Below are 16,101 nucleotides of genomic sequence, written 5' to 3'. Positions count from 1 at the left end.
GTATAAAGGCAAGCCCGTTACATGGATACGTTCTTTTATTCTCTCTCGACACGGAGGTCGACAAAGATGCACACACAATATTGGCAGGTTGGGCTAGATATTCAAATGGAGGCTATACGCGCCTTGGCCGTTGTCAGACGCCGTTATGGTTGGCAACTGCGGTATTGGTGGCATCAAACCTTACCTTCTGGGGCTTTGCGGGAGGGTATTTTACAACAGCCAGATGTAGTTAGCGACAAACTCAAATTATTACGCAAACAATTACCACGACATATTTCATTACGCATTGCACTGCCCGCCCAGCGTATATTGCAGCAGACTATCCCTCTTCCAGACCGGCGGCTGCGTGAACCCGAACGCACGGGGTTCATCAATGCGGAGGCAAGCAAGCTTTTCCCGGTCAACAGTCAGGAGTTGGCGCTGGATTATCGTGCTGAAGTTGGTAGTGAATTATTAATCACAGCCGCTCGCCAGTCAGAAATTCACCAATGGCAAGCATGTTTACAGCAGGCTAACCTACCATCCCCCGTAATTGATATCACCCCCTGCGCCCTGCGTTATATGGCCACGGCCGCTGGTTTATCAGGGACTTATTGGTTAGTTCATCGGCTGGCACATGAGTGGTTGTGGGTTTCCTCCAGTGAAATGCCGTTTATCTTTGGTGTGGTACCCATTGAAATTGACGAGATACAGGAATGCGACTGCGTGCGCTCGTTTAATCCGTTAATTGCTAATCCGTTAACTGCATTACTGGCACAGTTGCATACCCATCATCCCCAACCAAATGATAATCCGGTGAAAGTGTATTACAGCAGTATGATGGATGAATCCCCACCGGAAAATACCACGCGCTGGTCACCCTTTGCTGCGTTTGCTCAGTATCAGCCCCCTTTGCCCTCATCACCGGCCGCTTTCATGTTGGCTGGTGGGTTGGCATTACGCCCGGCAGATTACTGATGTATCAGGTTAATTTCTCATCATGGCGCACAGATCGCCAGCTTGCACGTTACCGATTTTGGCGCAACTTAGGGTTATGCCAAGCCCTGTTTTTTATCATCATACTGGTGGTTGTGCAGCGGCAATCACAGTTAGCGCAAATCAGTCAGCAAAGCAGCCTTACCGCGCTTTTGCACCAGCAAAAGGTATTAAGCCAGCATCATCAACAGGTGCAACAGCGGATGACACAAAAACAGCACGCGGAGCAGCGAGTGAAAATGTATCGGAAAATGCACCAATCCGCTCGCCGCTACGCAACATTATTGCAGTTGTTAGCACAGGAAATCCCCGAGAACTGCTGGTTAATCAGCCTGATACCTAAAGGTGAACATCTGGTTTTTGAGGCTGTTAGCCAAGATTACACCGCTATCCATGATTTTTTGGTGAAGTTAAGGCGTCAGCCCCTATTGGCAAATGTGCGCTTACAAAAAATTGCGCAGCAGGATGATGGTCATTTTCGATTTATGGCGCAGGCCGACTGGCAGGAGGAGGGGGTTAATGATGAATAAACAGCTTCAGCGCTGGATGGACAGGCCCGGCTGGCAGCTTTGTTTATATCAATGGGGGATACTGGCGCTGGTTGGTGCGAGTGTTTATGGCATGGTGCTGCGGCCCTTATGGCAACAGCAACGGCTAGCTACTCAGGAAATTATTCAACACCAACAACAGATTGAGCGCCAACAATCCACACTGATGCAGTTGCCATCGCTCATTTCTCTTGAGCAGCAAATTACTGTGTTGAATGCGGTTGAAGCACCGTTGCAGCCGTCAAATGCCTCAATGGCACATTTGGTGGGGCAATGGATTGTGCCGTTTGGTGGACAGGTGATGAGTTGGCAGCGGCAATCTGAACAGTCAGTGGCGGCCGGAGGAAACTCAGCCGAACAACAATTAACTGAGCAACAACAATTAACTAAGCAACAACAATTAACCAAGCAACAACAATGGCATGCAACCTTGCGGGTTAATTTTTATGGATTGCTCCATTTACTTCGTCAGTTAGCTGCAACCTCATCGCCAGTCCAAGTCCAGATAATGGGCATTACACGAGAGAAGCATGCGCTGACAGTGAAACTAAACCTAAAAGAGTCTCTTACCGGAGGTGAAAGTGAATAATCGCCGCAACAGACAGTGGATGTTTGGAGGGCTGTTGATGGTGGCATTACCGGCTTTGACGGTTGGCGCAGAACCCTTACTGGCTGAGATTGGGCGCAACCCATTTGAACGAGTATTAACAGGGGCTTGTGATGATGACCGTGAAAAACTCGCCGATTGGCAATTACAGGGCATTGTCCGGGGGGCGGATTACCATTCTGCTTGGGTACAGCGGGCGGAGGGCCAGTGGCAAAAACTGGCGATAGAAACGCGCCTATTGGCTCATTGGCAAGTGACCGACATCAGTGCGCGGCAAGTCCGCCTCCAGCATGTTAACCCAGAAAAGCCATGCTCGGGTTCATCAGGTTCTGTGGTGCTCTCGATGCGCTAAGATATTAATCATCAGTATTAAAAGGAATGAATCTGATGGGTTTCTATATATTTAAAATTAAAAATATATTTAAAATCAATAATATGGACAAATCAAAAGACGGGCTATGGGCTGCGTTTGGTATGCCGCGAGAGCTATTATTTATTTTTCTGCTGCTCGGTGTCTTACTTACCATGCCCTTTTCCATTAATGCAAAAGGCGGCTCGCCAATCTCACTGGAGTTTCAAGACACTCCTGCCCCCATGGTGTTGCAAGCACTGGCGGATTATCAGCAATTGAATTTGGTCATTGCGGCAGATATTGGCGGTAATCTTAGTCTCCGGCTGGTGGATGTCCCTTGGGAACAAGCACTTGCTATCGTTTTGCGCATGAGCCGCTTGAAAGTCGAGCGCGAAGGGGCGGTGATGATGGTTTTCACTGAACAGGATATTGAGGACAGGCGGCTGCAAGCTAAACAAAAAGCTGGCCCAGAATCACTCAGTAATTTGAGCCTTGCTTTGCAATATGCGGATGCTGAACAAGTCGCGGACAGCTTGAATCTGGCCGAGGGCGGGTTACTTTCTCCACTGGGCAGTGTGGTGGTAGATAAACGTACAAATACATTATTAATTCGTGATACTTCCGCATCATTAGCATTATTGAAAAGCTGGTTGGCAGAGATGGATTTGCCTTTACAGCAAGTACAGTTAGCTGCGCATATAGTGACCATCAGCCGTGAAAACTTGCAGGAGCTTGGCGTACGTTGGGGAATGGGGGAGCCACAACCTACATCCGCGCTGAGAATGAGTGATTTTAATGTCAATTTGCCGCTGCCTACCAGCGCAGTCAGTGCTGGATTTAATGTTGCCCGCATCGGAGGGCGGCTGCTGGAGCTGGAGTTGAGCGCTCTGGAGCAAGAAAATCAGGTCGACATTATTGCCAGCCCGCGCTTAGTAGCCTCACACCAGCAAACCGCCAGCATCAAACAAGGTTCTGATATTCCTTATACTGTCTCGCGGGGGAAGAAAGGGGCGACGACGATTGAGTTTAAAGAGGCGGTATTAGGAATGGAGGTCACACCAAAAATACTGCGTAATGGCAAAATTACTTTAAACTTAAAAATCAGCCATAATATGCCGGGAATGGCGATGAAACGTGGTGATAGTGAAACTTTGCTAATCGATAAGCAGGAAATAAAAACCCAAATAACCGTCAATAACGGCGAAACTATTGTATTAGGTGGGATTTTTCAGCAAAAAAACAGTCAAGGTGTTAATAAAGTGCCTATGTTGGCCGATATTCCTTGGTTGGGGGGGCTGTTTAAACAGGACGCCCAGCAACAAAGTCGTCGGGAGTTAGTTATTTTTATCACCCCAAGGTTGATAGGTACTTGAGCCCCAAAAGGTGCCGATTGATGAAAACAGGCCAATCTTGGTGACTTTCTGCAACTTTTTGTGTGATAGGAGGCTTCTAAATTTGACGCTGCCCCCGATTTAGCTTACAAGGGTTACCGAATTGAGCTCCGAGGTTTTTAATAACGTTGATACGCCGATAAAAACGTATGGTTTCCCTCCCACGACGTGTACAACGATTTATTCGGTTGCCAAACTACCAGAAGTGCTGAGATAATTTTCAGTCTGATCTCGCACTATCGCTCATGAGGTTTCAGTTTAGGTCCCGTTGCTAATTTGATTGGCGGGGCGGGTTATCATTAACGAATAGTCTTAGTAATACCAAAAACATGGCAGAGAAACGCAATATCTTTCTGGTTGGGCCTATGGGTGCCGGCAAAAGCACTATTGGTCGTCAGTTAGCTCAGCAACTCAATATGGAGTTTTTCGACTCTGATCAAGAAATTGAGCGACGTACCGGAGCTGACGTGGGCTGGGTATTCGACGTGGAAGGCGAAGAAGGTTTCCGCGATCGTGAAGAAAAAGTTATTAATGAACTGACGGAAAAACAGGGCATTGTTCTGGCAACCGGTGGTGGCTCTGTTAAATCCAGAGAAACCCGTAACCGTTTGTCAGCCCGTGGCGTGGTGGTGTATTTAGAAACCACCATCGAGAAGCAGTTGGCCCGCACACAGCGCGACAAAAAACGTCCGTTGTTGCAGGTTGATTCGCCTCCACGTGAGGTGTTAGAAGCACTGGCAAAAGAACGTAATCCGTTGTACGAAGAAATTGCAGATGTCACCATCCGCACTGACGATCAAAGCGCGAAAGTTGTTGCTAACCAGATTATCAACATGCTGGAAAGTAACTGATTTAGCATTTTACTAATGCCCGCGGGCGTAAGTTAAGAAGGTTACAGGGCGCGACATGGAGAAGATTACTGTCACGTTAGGGGAGCGTAGCTACCCGATTACGATTGCTGCTGGATTGTTCAAAGATCCGGCCTCTTTTAAGCCGCTAAAAGCGGGTGACCAGGTAATGCTGGTGACCAACCAAACGCTAGCGCCACTCTACCTGGATTCGCTCCGGGCAGTGCTGGAACAAAGCGGCATTAAAGTCGATCAGGTGATTTTACCTGATGGTGAACAGTATAAATCTCTGAGTGTTCTGGAGCAGGTATTTTCTGCCCTTCTGGAAAAACCGCACGGTCGTGATACTACACTTGTCGCCCTAGGTGGCGGTGTAGTAGGCGACCTGACCGGTTTTGCCGCAGCTTGTTATCAACGCGGTGTACGCTTTATTCAAGTTCCTACCACCTTACTTTCTCAAGTGGATTCCTCTGTCGGTGGTAAAACCGCAGTGAACCACCCATTGGGTAAGAACATGATTGGTGCTTTCTACCAGCCCGCATCGGTGGTGGTTGACCTTGATTGTCTCAAAACCCTCCCTCCACGTGAGCTTGCTTCCGGGCTGGCCGAAGTTATCAAATACGGTATCATTCTTGACGCCGCTTTCTTTGAGTGGCTGGAAAACAATATTGACGCTTTGTTAGCACTGGATATGTCAGCATTAGCTTACTGCATCCGCCGTTGCTGTGAATTGAAAGCCGATGTTGTTGCCGCCGACGAAAGGGAAGAGAGCGGGATGCGCGCTTTACTCAATTTGGGTCATACTTATGGTCATGCTATTGAGGCTGAAATGGGTTATGGCGTCTGGCTACACGGGGAAGCAGTTGCCGCCGGAATGATGATGGCTGCACATACCTCCCGTCGATTAGGCCAGCTTTCAGACCAAGATGTTGAGCGTATCAAGAAACTACTTTTACGTGCTGGTCTGCCAGTCAGCGGGCCGCAGGAAATGACGCCAGAGTCCTATCTGCCGCACATGATGCGAGATAAAAAAGTGCTAGCCGGTGAGCTTCGTCTGGTATTGCCAACCGCAATAGGTCGGTCAGAAGTTCGTGGTGGTGTTGCACATGATATGGTACTGGCGTCTATCACTGATTGTCAGTGATAGAAAATGGCATAAGTATATTTATTATATTCCTTTGCTGCGGGCGTTTTAGCTTGTTAGCAGTCAGTAAAATCAATCAGCCGGACTGCAATGATAAATGCGGTAGGCTTTTGCCTCTAGTTGGAGGGTTTAGATGGATGATTTAAAGCCGGAAGACGATCTGAAACCAGATAGCAGTGACCGTCGCCCAACACGTGCCCGCAAGTCCTCGACTGGGCCTAAGCTTGCTGTTTCACGCCAACATATGATGATTGGTATTGGCATTTTAGTGCTGCTGCTGATCATTATTGCCATTGGTTCAGCCTTAAAAGCCCCGACCGAGCATGAAGCATCGCAACAAAATCCAAATGTGGATGCTGCGCGAAATATTAATCTGTCTGATTCATCTTCACTGACCAGTGGCAGCAATACTCAGCCAGCCGTGGCAAATAACACCACCGATGGTCATGATGCCAATGGCGTGAGAAATACCGCTCAGCCACAAGATATCAATGTGCCGCCGATTTCTCCGACACCGACCGAGGCCGCTCCGCAGTCTTCTGTCAATAATTCAACTCAACGTGTTGAATTGCCTGGGAATATGTCTGATGCGCTTTCTCAGGCCCAGGGGCAGGTCGATACTCTGTCTCAGAATATGAATGACGGCCCGACCTCCACACTGCCGACGGCACCAGCTACCGTTTCAACCTCGAAAGGGGCCAAAGCGCCAGTAGCACGGGAACCGATGACTCATCCGACGCAGAAACAGGCCACGGCAGCGACTAAACAATCAGCAACGAATTCATCCGCTGTTAGCCATAAAAATCCGACAACAGCCGTCTCTCCAGCCGCTTCTGCGGTGGCGAAGTCAGGTTCGGCTGGCAGCAGCAGCGCATTGAAAAATGCTCCTGGTAGCCACTTCACGTTACAACTGAGCAGCGCATCGCGCTCAGATACCTTGAATGCCTATGCTAAGCAGCAAAAACTATCTGACTATCATGTATATGAAACTAAACGTGATGGTAAGCCTTGGTACATCTTAGTGAGTGGCAATTACGCCTCCTCTGCTGATGCTAAAAGGGCGATAGCCACATTACCCGCTGATGTTCAGGCGAAAAAACCGTGGGTTAAACCTGTACAACAAGTACAGCAAGACCTTAAAAAATAAATCATTCTTATTTGTGCGCTGATGTGCTGTCTGAAACAGAGTACAATCTGCGGCTCTGAATTATTAAGTAGCTAACTGACGGCATGAAGAAAAACCGCGCTTTTTTAAAATGGGCTGGTGGGAAATATCCGCTGGTTGATGACATTCGACGCCATCTTCCAGCGGGAGACTGCTTGATAGAGCCATTCGTCGGTGCGGGGTCGGTGTTTCTTAACACTGAGTATGAATCTTACATACTGGCCGATATCAACAGTGATCTCATTAACCTCTACAATATTGTAAAGAACCGCACTGATGGCTTCGTGCGGGATGCTCGTGTTTTATTCACGGGCGATTTCAATAATTCCGAGAGTTTTTATCAACTGCGTCAAGAGTTTAACGCCAGTGCCGATACCTATCGCCGTGCTTTATTATTTCTCTATTTGAATCGCCATTGTTATAACGGTCTGTGCCGTTATAATTTGAGCGGTGAATTCAATGTGCCTTTCGGTCGTTACAAAAAACCTTATTTCCCCGAAAATGAGCTGTATTGGTTTGCTGAAAAATCGCAAAATGCTGTTTTTGTTTGTGAGCATTATCAGGAAACTTTATTAAAAGCTGTGCACGGGGCGGTGGTTTACTGCGATCCTCCGTATGCGCCATTATCAGCGACGGCTAATTTCACGGCATATCACACCAGTAATTTTGGTTTAGCGGATCAACAGAATCTGGCTCGTCTGGCTTACCAGCTATCAGCAGAAAATAAGATCCCGGTTCTAATTTCTAATCACGACACAGAGCTGACGCGCGATTGGTATCATCAGGCGTCACTGCATGTGGTCAAAGCGCGCCGAACTATCAGCCGTAATATCCTTGGCCGTAGTAAAGTGAACGAGCTTTTGGCGCTGTATAGCTGAGCGGGAACTGCCGCTCGGTAAAGATTCAAACCCCATGGTTTGTGAGAAAAGCTTGTTACGCTGAAACCTCATAAAACAAAGAGATACGTTTGGAGAAGCGGATGAAAAAGTTTTTAATTGCCCCGTCTATTCTGTCAGCAGATTTTGCCCGCCTGGGCGACGATACCGCTAAGGTGCTTGCTGCCGGTGCTGATGTTGTGCATTTTGATGTGATGGACAATCATTACGTTCCTAATCTGACTATCGGGCCGATGGTGTGCAAGGCTTTGCGTGATTACGGTATTACCGCCCCTATTGATGTCCATCTGATGGTGAAACCGGTCGATCGTATTGTCCCGGATTTCGCCAAAGCCGGTGCCACGTATATTTCATTCCATCCTGAAGCTTCAGAGCATGTTGACCGCACTTTGCAACTCATCAAAGAGAGTGGCTGCAAGGCGGGTTTGGTGTTTAACCCCGCCACCCCGCTTAGCTACCTTGATTATGTGATGGATAAGCTGGATGTTATTTTGCTGATGTCGGTGAACCCCGGCTTCGGCGGGCAGTCTTTCATTCCCGAAACACTGAACAAAATGAAGCAAGTGCGCAAGCTGATTGATGACAGCGGCTATGACATTCGTCTGGAAGTAGATGGCGGCGTCAAAGTGGATAATATCCGCGATATCGCGGCTGCCGGTGCTGATATGTTTGTCGCCGGTTCGGCAATCTTTAGTCAGCCGGACTATAAAAGTGTGATTGATGCCATGCGCAGTGAATTGGCCAAATCTGCCCATGACTAAATTTGATGCTATCCGCGGTGTGGCTTTTGATCTCGATGGCACATTAGTTGATAGCGCACCGGGGCTGGCCAGCGCGATTGATCTGGCGCTGGCACATCAAGATTTACCGGTCGCAGGCCAATATTTGGTCTCAACCTGGATTGGCAATGGCGCTGATGTATTAGTCGAGCGCGCGCTACGCTGGGCGGGTCGCGAGCCAGATGCGCCATTAGTGGCACATACTCGTGAACTGTTTGACCACTATTACGCCCAGACAGTCGAGCAGGGCAGCCAGCTATTTCCGCAAGTGAAAGCGACATTGGCGCAGTTGGCGGCCAGTGGTTTGCCGATGGGCCTGATTACCAATAAGCCCACGCCATTCGTCGCCCCACTGCTAGCGTCCTTGGGTATTGCCGATTATTTCTCCGTCATCATTGGCGGTGATGATGTGGTGGTGAAGAAACCCCATCCCGCGCCCTTGTATTTATTGCTGGCTAAGCTTGGCTTGCATGCCCGTGAAATGCTGTTTGTTGGTGATTCACGTAATGATATTATGGCCGCGCAGGCGGCGGGTTGCCCCTGTGTCGGGCTGACCTATGGATATAACTATGGTGAAGCTATTGCCACCAGTCATCCCGACTGCGTGCTAGAGCACTTTGCCTGTCTGTTGCCCGCTCTCGGGCTGCCATCTTTAAAAGATCAGGAAGCATAAAATGAGTAAACCCACTGAAATATCTGCTGTATCCGATAAACAAAAACCTATCGTATTTAGCGGCGCGCAACCGTCCGGCGAATTGACTATTGGCAATTACATGGGTGCATTGCGTCAGTGGGTACAAATGCAAGATGACTATGATTGCATTTATTGCATTGTTGACTTGCATGCCATCACGGCTCGTCAGGATCCAGCCTTGTTACGCAAAAGAACTCTGGACACCTTGGCTCTGTATCTGGCTTGCGGTATTGACCCGAAGAAAAGCACCATTTTTGTTCAATCCCATGTGCCAGAACACTCCCAACTGGGCTGGGCGCTGAACTGCTACACCTATTTCGGCGAACTGAGCCGCATGACCCAGTTTAAAGACAAATCAGCCCGTTACGCTGAAAACATTAACGCCGGTTTGTTTGATTATCCGGTGTTGATGGCAGCGGATATTTTGCTGTATCAGACTAACCAAGTGCCGGTCGGTGAAGACCAGAAGCAACATCTGGAACTGAGCCGTGATATTGCCAGCCGATTCAATAATCTGTACGGCGATATCTTCAAAATTCCTGAGCCGTTTATTCCTAAAGCCGGTGCGCGGGTGATGTCTTTGCAGGACCCAACCAAAAAAATGTCCAAATCTGATGACAACCGCAATAATGTCATCGAATTGCTGGAAGATCCGAAATCTGTGGTGAAAAAGATTAAGCGCGCGATGACGGATTCTGACGAGCCAGCGGTTATCCGCTATGACACAGAGAAGAAAGCCGGTGTTTCTAATTTGCTGGATATCTTGTCAGGTGTGACTGGGCAGTCTGTTCCTGAGCTGGAAGCCCAGTTTGAAGGCCAAATGTATGGTCATTTGAAAGGTGCGGTTGCGGAGGCGGTTTCTGGCATGCTGAGCGAGCTACAGGCGCGTTATCATCAATATCGCGAAGACGAAGCTTTCTTGCAGGAAGTGATGCGTGACGGGGCGGCTAAGGCGCGTGCTCGCGCACAAGAAACGCTGGCAAAAGTGTATGAAGCGATTGGTTTTGTTGCCCATCCGTAAGTGAATCAATCAGTGCGTCAGTCGAAGGGGGATTTCTCCCCCTTCAGAGTCAATTCAGTTTAACCCACCTGTTCAATTTGCTCCTTTACCTCAGCTTTGCCGTGTTCCGCACTGGAAAACCAATTCAGTTTTTTGCGCAAACTGACCACACTGCCGACAATAATCAAGCTCGGGCTGCTGACCTGCTGCGAAAGCAGTGCCAATTGACTCAGTTCGCCGCTGACTACCCGCTGATGTCGCGAGGTGCCATTCTCGACCAGAGCAACTGGCGTAGTGGCTGGCATGCCGTGCCGAATTAATTGCTGCTGAATCTCGCCCGCTTGTGATAACCCCATATAAAACACCAGAGTTTGCTTTTCTGCCGCCAGATTGGCCCAATCTAACTGACTGTCTTTCTTGGCGTGGCCGGTAATCAGCCGCACACTTTGGGCGTGATCGCGGTGAGTTAGGGGAATGCCGCTGTAGGCTGAGCAGCCAGACGCCGCTGTTATCCCCGGCACCACGGAAAACGGAATATTGTAATCTGCCAGTGTTTCCAGTTCTTCGCCGCCACGGCCAAAAATAAACGGGTCGCCGCCTTTCAAGCGCACCACACGTTTCCCCTGCTGCGCCTGCTGCAAAAGAATCTGATTGATTTGATCTTGTGGAACACTATGGCGGCCAGACTCTTTGCCGACAAAAATGCGCTCGGCATCGCGGCGCACCAAATTCATTACTTCATCGGACACCAGCCGGTCATAGACCACCACGTCTGCTTGCTGAATCTGCTGCAAACCTTTCAATGTCAGCAAACCGGCATCGCCCGGCCCGGCCCCCACCAACACCACTTCACCGCGGTCAGACAGTGGCGTATTGAACAGTTGCTCAACATGCTGCTCGACTTGCACCTGATCCTCATTCGCCAGTGATTGCGCCAGCCGGTCGTGGGTCAGCAGTTTTTCCCAGAAGCGGCGGCGGTCAGTCATGGCGGCAAAATGCTGTTTCACCCGCTGGCGTAAATTGCCCGCTAACTGTGCTAACTGCCCCAAATGCTGTGGCAGCATGGCCTCGAGTTTCTCTCGCAGCAATCGCGCTAATACTGGCGCTTTACCGCCCGAGGAGATGGCAATCATGATAGGAGAGCGGTCAATGATTGATGGCATGATAAAACTGGTGCGTTTCGGGTCATCAACTACATTGCAGAACACCCGCTGTTGATTGGCACTTTGATAAACCAAAGCATTGACGGCCACCTGATCCGTTGCGGCAATCACCAGCCATTTTTCTGCCAATAGCCCGGGTACAAACTCGCTGCTGACTAAAGAAAGCCGCCCCTCATCAGCCCAATCATGAAACTGCGGCGTAAACTCGCACGCATTGACGGTGACGGCGGCACCGGCATCCAGCAACAAGCGGGCTTTGCGTTCGGCCACTTCACCTCCACCGACCAGCAGGCAGGCTTTGTTTTGCAGTTGGCAGAAAATCGGGAAGTAGTCCATGGGCAATCCTTCAGGTTGAGGCCGCTAGGGGGTAAAACCAGCCCCTAAGAGCTGGTGAATTCGGGTATCAGACTGCTGATAAAGTCAATTGAAGGGGAATCGTGCCGTTGGGGTCGTAGCGACGTAAGTCGCCGGAGTGCCCCTCGGTGCGGTAAACTCTTCACTCACTGAGCTATCAATCGACCTCGTATAACTCACTCTTGCACTGCTTGTGGCGCATTGATGGCCGCTGGCTGTGGGCGTTGTTCCCGTGGGGTGGCATACCAGTAGCCCTGCCCCATAAACACCGCGCCTGACAAGGTATTGCCCAGTGTGACCCATAACAGGTTGTGGCCGATGCCGCTTAAGGTATAAGCCTCACTGTGATGACCAAACCACGACAACGCAAATAGGGTCATATTGGCCACTGAGTGTTCGTAACCAGAGGCAATAAAGGCCAGCAAACACCACCAGATGGCAATGAATTTGGCAGCACCCTCTACGCGGATTGCCATCCAGATTGCCAGACAAACCAGCCAGTTACATAATACACCCTTGAAGAATAAGGTCATAGCGGGCGCAGAGGTTTTTGCCAGCGCCGCGGTGTGTACCAAACTGGTGTCAACGGACAGCAAATTGCCGCCGCCGTAGTAATAGAGCAGGGCGACAAAAACAGAACCCAACAAATTCCCCAGCCAGGTTTGTGGTAAAACTGCCCACATTTGGCTGGATTTGATGGTGCCGGCTTTGACACCAAAGGTCAGGAACATGGTGTGACCGGTAAACAATTCAGAGCCGGCAATAATCACCAAGGTCAACGCCAGACCAAAGGTGGCTCCCATCACTAATGGGCGGTAAGCCGGGTCAATCAGGTTACCCAGTGTGAAAATCAGAATAATGCCAAGGCCGACATAGGCACCGGCCATTGCCGAACCAATCCAAAAGCCCAGCGGGCTTTCTTTCGCCAGTTTGACGATTCGGGCCGCATTGGCCGCGCATTTGTTGATGGTGTCTGTATACATATTCTATCCCAGTCCCCTAGCTCTCGACGCCGCAGCAGTGTTTGCTGCGACGCCAATATCCTTGGGGATAATTGAAGTTATTTTTATCAGCATCCGGCATTTGCCAGAACCCGTTATCTATTACGCTTTGACTTGCACTATGCCGTCACGAACCCGCACGTCGTAATGGGTCACTGAGCGAGATTCATCTTCCAGACATAAACCATCATGCAGGCGAAAATGCTGTTTTTTCAGGGGGCTAGCCACCCACAAGTCACCTTGATGTTCTGCAATTAATCCACGCGACAACACGCTGGCCTGAGCAAAGGGGTCAATATTGCTGATAGCAAAAACATGTTCGTCGGTATAAGGCCGGAAGACCGCGACGTGATGCTCGCCAATCAGACCGCATACGCCGCTACCGGGCAAAATGTCATTTAATGGGCAAAGTGGGATCCACTGGCTCATAGGTTTTCCTCCAGTTCCAGCATCCGGACTGGGATGCGTTCTTCCGGGCGGGCCGGGCGATGTTGGTCGCGTTCGCGCACCACTTGTACATTGGGGTCGCGCAGCGGGCTGTTGATAAAGTGGGCGAAACGGACTTGCGCCGCAGGGTTTTCCACGGTGACTTTCCATTCGCAGACGACTTTGTCGCGCAGACGGGCAATATCAGTTTCGAGCTGATCATTAATGCCCAGTTTGTCGTCGAGAATAACGGCGCGCAGGTAATTAATGCCGCCCTCCAGACTTTCCAGCCACACCGAGGTGCGTTGCAGCTTATCGGCGGTGCGGATATAGAACATCATAAAGCGGTCGAGATAGCGCATCAGGGTTTCTTCGTCCAGATCCGCTGCCAGTAAATCCGCATGACGAGGTTTCATGCCGCCGTTACCGCAAACATACAAGTTCCAGCCATTTTCGGTGGCAATAATCCCGACATCTTTGCCCTGTGCTTCAGAACATTCACGGGTACAGCCGGAGACACCAAATTTCATTTTGTGTGGTGTGCGGATGCCCTTATAACGGTGTTCCAGCGCCACACCAAAGCCAACGCTGTCACCCACGCCAAAGCGGCACCAGGTGCTACCGACACAGGTTTTTGCCATGCGCAGGGCTTTGGCATAGGCGTGTCCGGTCTCAAAGCCCGCTTCAATCAACTGCGCCCAGATAGCGGGCAGGTCGTCTTTTTGCGCGCCAAACATCCCGACGCGCTGTGAGCCAGTCAGTTTGGTGTAGAGATTATATTCTTTGGCGATGCGGCCTATGGCCAGCAAGCCGTCAGGGGTGATTTCCCCACCCGGTGAGCGCGGGATAACCGAGTAAGTGCCGTCTTTTTGGATATTGCCGAGGAAGTTGTCGTTGGTGTCTTGCAACGGGGTATGTTGCGGTTCCAAGACATATTCATTCCAGCAGGATGCCAGCAGTGAGCCGACCGTCGGTTTACAGACTTCGCAGCCGTAACCTTTGCCGTATTTTTCCAGCAAGGCATCGAAATTTTTAATCTGTTCAACGCGAATCAGGTGGTATAGCTCTTGGCGCGAATAGGCAAAGTGCTCACATAAATGATGATTAACTTCAATACCTTGCTTGCTGAGTTCGGCATTTAACACTTGGGTGACGAGTGGAATACAGCCGCCGCAGCCGGTACCGGCTTTGGTAGCCGATTTCAGCGCCGCCACGGTATGGCAGCCCTGGCCGATAGCCTGAATAATATCGCCCTTGGTGACATCAAAACAGGAGCAGATTTGCGCACTGTCCGGCAGGGAGTCGACCCCCATCGCCGGTTTGCTACCGGCATGAGCCGGTAAAATCAGACTGTCTGGATTTTCCGGTAGCTCAATATTGTTCAGTGCCAATTGCAGCAGATTGCCGTAATCGCTGGTATCGCCCACCAGCACTGCCCCGAGCAGGGTTTTGTTGTCGGCACTGACTACCAAACGCTTGTAAATCTCTTTACTTTCATCCAGATAGACATAACTGCGCGCGCCTTCAGTGCGGCCATGGGCATCACCAATTCCGCCGACATCTACCCCCAGTAGTTTGAGCTTGGCGCTCATGTCCGCGCCGTGGAAAGCATTTTCACGGCCCAATAAATGGTCGGCGGTCACTTGCGCCATTTTGTAACCCGGCGCAACCAGTCCGAAAGTCCGCTCTTGCCATGATGCGCATTCGCCAATGGCGTACACATCCGGATCAGAGGTCTGGCAATTATCATTGATAGCAATACCACCACGGCGTGCTGTGGCTAAACCGCATTGATGGGCCAGTTTGTCTTGTGGACGGATGCCGGTGGAAAAGACGATAAAATCGACTTCCAGCTGCGAACCATCAGCAAACAGCATAGTTTTGCGGCTGTTTTGCCCGCTATGGACAATTTCTTGCGTATTTTTGCCGGTGTGAACTCGGACGCCCATGCGCTCAATCTTCTGGCGCAGTTGGTCACCGCCCATGGGATCAAGCTGTTCAGCCATCAATACGGGTGCAAATTCAATGACATGAGTTTCAACGCCGAGGCTTTTCAGTGCGCCAGCCGCTTCCAATCCTAATAACCCGCCGCCGATCACCGCCCCGCGTTTGCTGCGACGGGTGCAAGCTTCAATGGCATTTAAGTCTTCAATGGTGCGGTAAACAAAGCAATCTTGCCCTTCGCTGCCTTTAATCGGCGGGATCCACGGATAAGAGCCCGTCGCCATAATCAGCTTGTCGTAATACAGAGTACGGCCGCTGTTGGAATGGATGACTTTCTCTTTACGATTGATGGTAATCGCGCGTTCGCCGACCAGCACATTGACGCCGTGCTTTTCATAAAAACCTTCGCGAACCAGTGACAGTTCTTCCGCAGTGTGGTGGGAGAAATAAGAAGAAAGATGAACCCGGTCATAAGCGATGCGCGGTTCTTCGCAAAATACGGTTATCTCAAATTGGTCTTTATCTGCTTTATCTAATAAGTCTTCAATAAAGCGGTGGCCGACCATGCCGTTGCCGATGATGGCAAGCTTGACTTTGCTCATTTTTGCCTCAATTTTTAATTTTCTACCCTCACCTTAATCTTCCGCACGGCGCACTTATTGATGTAAATCAATTTGCTCCCTATATACCTCTAAGGTGGTAGATGGCTGATTTTTAACGTTTTTTATAAGTTGTGGATTTCATTCATGTTTAGCTGAATGGTTTCAGTTTTGGTTTTTTGATTTATTAAAATAAAACGGTGTTTTATTAAAAG

General features: G+C 49.9%; 16 protein-coding genes. 12 read left to right on the top strand and 4 right to left on the bottom strand.

From position 1 onward, the window contains the following. Positions 1–66 precede the first annotated feature (66 nt). From pilM to trpS, 12 genes are all read left to right on the top strand, one after another. Positions 67–957: a type IV pilus biogenesis protein PilM gene (gene pilM / locus DXZ79_RS19325; RefSeq protein ID WP_145540451.1), complete on the top strand. Its 891-nt coding sequence runs from the start codon at positions 67–69 to the stop codon at positions 955–957. Beyond that, positions 957–1,505 (top strand): PilN domain-containing protein, encoded by a 549-nt coding sequence (locus DXZ79_RS19320; protein ID WP_038637227.1) that lies wholly within the window; start codon positions 957–959, stop codon positions 1,503–1,505. Before pilM ends, DXZ79_RS19320 begins: the two co-directional genes overlap by 1 nt. Beyond that, positions 1,498–2,112: a hypothetical protein gene (locus DXZ79_RS19315; RefSeq protein WP_050291916.1), complete on the top strand. Its 615-nt coding sequence runs from the start codon at positions 1,498–1,500 to the stop codon at positions 2,110–2,112. The genes DXZ79_RS19320 and DXZ79_RS19315 overlap by 8 nt, the downstream gene beginning before the upstream one ends. 19 nt (positions 2,113–2,131) lie before the next feature. Then, positions 2,132–2,482 carry a pilus assembly protein PilP gene (locus DXZ79_RS19310; protein WP_038639913.1) on the top strand — a complete coding sequence of 117 codons (351 nt, stop codon included), beginning with the start codon at positions 2,132–2,134 and terminating at the stop codon, positions 2,480–2,482. Between the two features lie 173 nt (positions 2,483–2,655). Continuing rightward, complete coding sequence (gene hofQ / locus DXZ79_RS19305; RefSeq protein WP_072089165.1) at positions 2,656–3,855, top strand: DNA uptake porin HofQ; 1,200 nt, start codon at positions 2,656–2,658, stop codon at positions 3,853–3,855. Positions 3,856–4,202: 347 nt separating this feature from the next. Further along, the gene (aroK, locus tag DXZ79_RS19300; protein WP_004391482.1) at positions 4,203–4,724 is read left to right on the top strand and encodes a shikimate kinase AroK; all 522 of its coding nucleotides are present in this window, start codon (positions 4,203–4,205) and stop codon (positions 4,722–4,724) included. A 55-nt stretch (positions 4,725–4,779) separates the two neighbouring features. After that, positions 4,780–5,865 (top strand): 3-dehydroquinate synthase, encoded by a 1,086-nt coding sequence (gene aroB, locus DXZ79_RS19295; RefSeq protein ID WP_038637220.1) that lies wholly within the window; start codon positions 4,780–4,782, stop codon positions 5,863–5,865. 133 nt (positions 5,866–5,998) lie between these two features. Next, on the top strand, positions 5,999–7,012 hold the full coding sequence (locus DXZ79_RS19290; protein ID WP_038637217.1) for an SPOR domain-containing protein: 1,014 nt from the start codon (positions 5,999–6,001) through the stop codon (positions 7,010–7,012). Positions 7,013–7,095: 83 nt separating this feature from the next. Next, positions 7,096–7,908 carry an adenine-specific DNA-methyltransferase gene (dam, locus tag DXZ79_RS19285; RefSeq protein ID WP_038637213.1) on the top strand — a complete coding sequence of 271 codons (813 nt, stop codon included), beginning with the start codon at positions 7,096–7,098 and terminating at the stop codon, positions 7,906–7,908. A 101-nt stretch (positions 7,909–8,009) separates the two neighbouring features. Beyond that, positions 8,010–8,687 (top strand): ribulose-phosphate 3-epimerase, encoded by a 678-nt coding sequence (gene rpe, locus DXZ79_RS19280; RefSeq protein WP_120011545.1) that lies wholly within the window; start codon positions 8,010–8,012, stop codon positions 8,685–8,687. Beyond that, complete coding sequence (locus DXZ79_RS19275; protein ID WP_038637207.1) at positions 8,680–9,378, top strand: phosphoglycolate phosphatase; 699 nt, start codon at positions 8,680–8,682, stop codon at positions 9,376–9,378. Before rpe ends, DXZ79_RS19275 begins: the two co-directional genes overlap by 8 nt. A 1-nt stretch (position 9,379) precedes the next feature. Beyond that, positions 9,380–10,420, top strand: coding sequence for a tryptophan--tRNA ligase (gene trpS / locus DXZ79_RS19270; RefSeq protein WP_038637204.1), 1,041 nt, complete (start codon positions 9,380–9,382; stop codon positions 10,418–10,420). Between the two features lie 59 nt (positions 10,421–10,479). Here trpS and cysG read toward each other — a convergent pair whose 3' ends face one another. The 4 genes from cysG to nirB form a co-directional block, all read right to left on the bottom strand. Further along, entirely contained in the window at positions 10,480–11,898 is a 1,419-nt protein-coding gene (cysG, locus tag DXZ79_RS19265) for a siroheme synthase CysG (RefSeq protein WP_038637201.1), read from the bottom strand. Between the two features lie 194 nt (positions 11,899–12,092). Then, positions 12,093–12,899 carry a nitrite transporter NirC gene (gene nirC, locus DXZ79_RS19260; protein ID WP_050291825.1) on the bottom strand — a complete coding sequence of 269 codons (807 nt, stop codon included), beginning with the start codon at positions 12,897–12,899 and terminating at the stop codon, positions 12,093–12,095. A gap of 120 nt (positions 12,900–13,019) precedes the next feature. After that, complete coding sequence (nirD, locus tag DXZ79_RS19255) at positions 13,020–13,346, bottom strand: nitrite reductase small subunit NirD (protein WP_038637197.1); 327 nt, start codon at positions 13,344–13,346, stop codon at positions 13,020–13,022. After that, entirely contained in the window at positions 13,343–15,889 is a 2,547-nt protein-coding gene (gene nirB, locus DXZ79_RS19250) for a nitrite reductase large subunit NirB (protein ID WP_038637195.1), read from the bottom strand. Before nirB ends, nirD begins: the two co-directional genes overlap by 4 nt. Positions 15,890–16,101: the final 212 nt, after the last annotated feature.

Origin of the sequence: Yersinia rochesterensis (assembly GCF_003600645.1) — a bacterium.
GTDB classification, from domain to species: domain Bacteria; phylum Pseudomonadota; class Gammaproteobacteria; order Enterobacterales; family Enterobacteriaceae; genus Yersinia; species Yersinia rochesterensis.
This window is presented reverse-complemented; position numbering and strand designations above follow the sequence as displayed.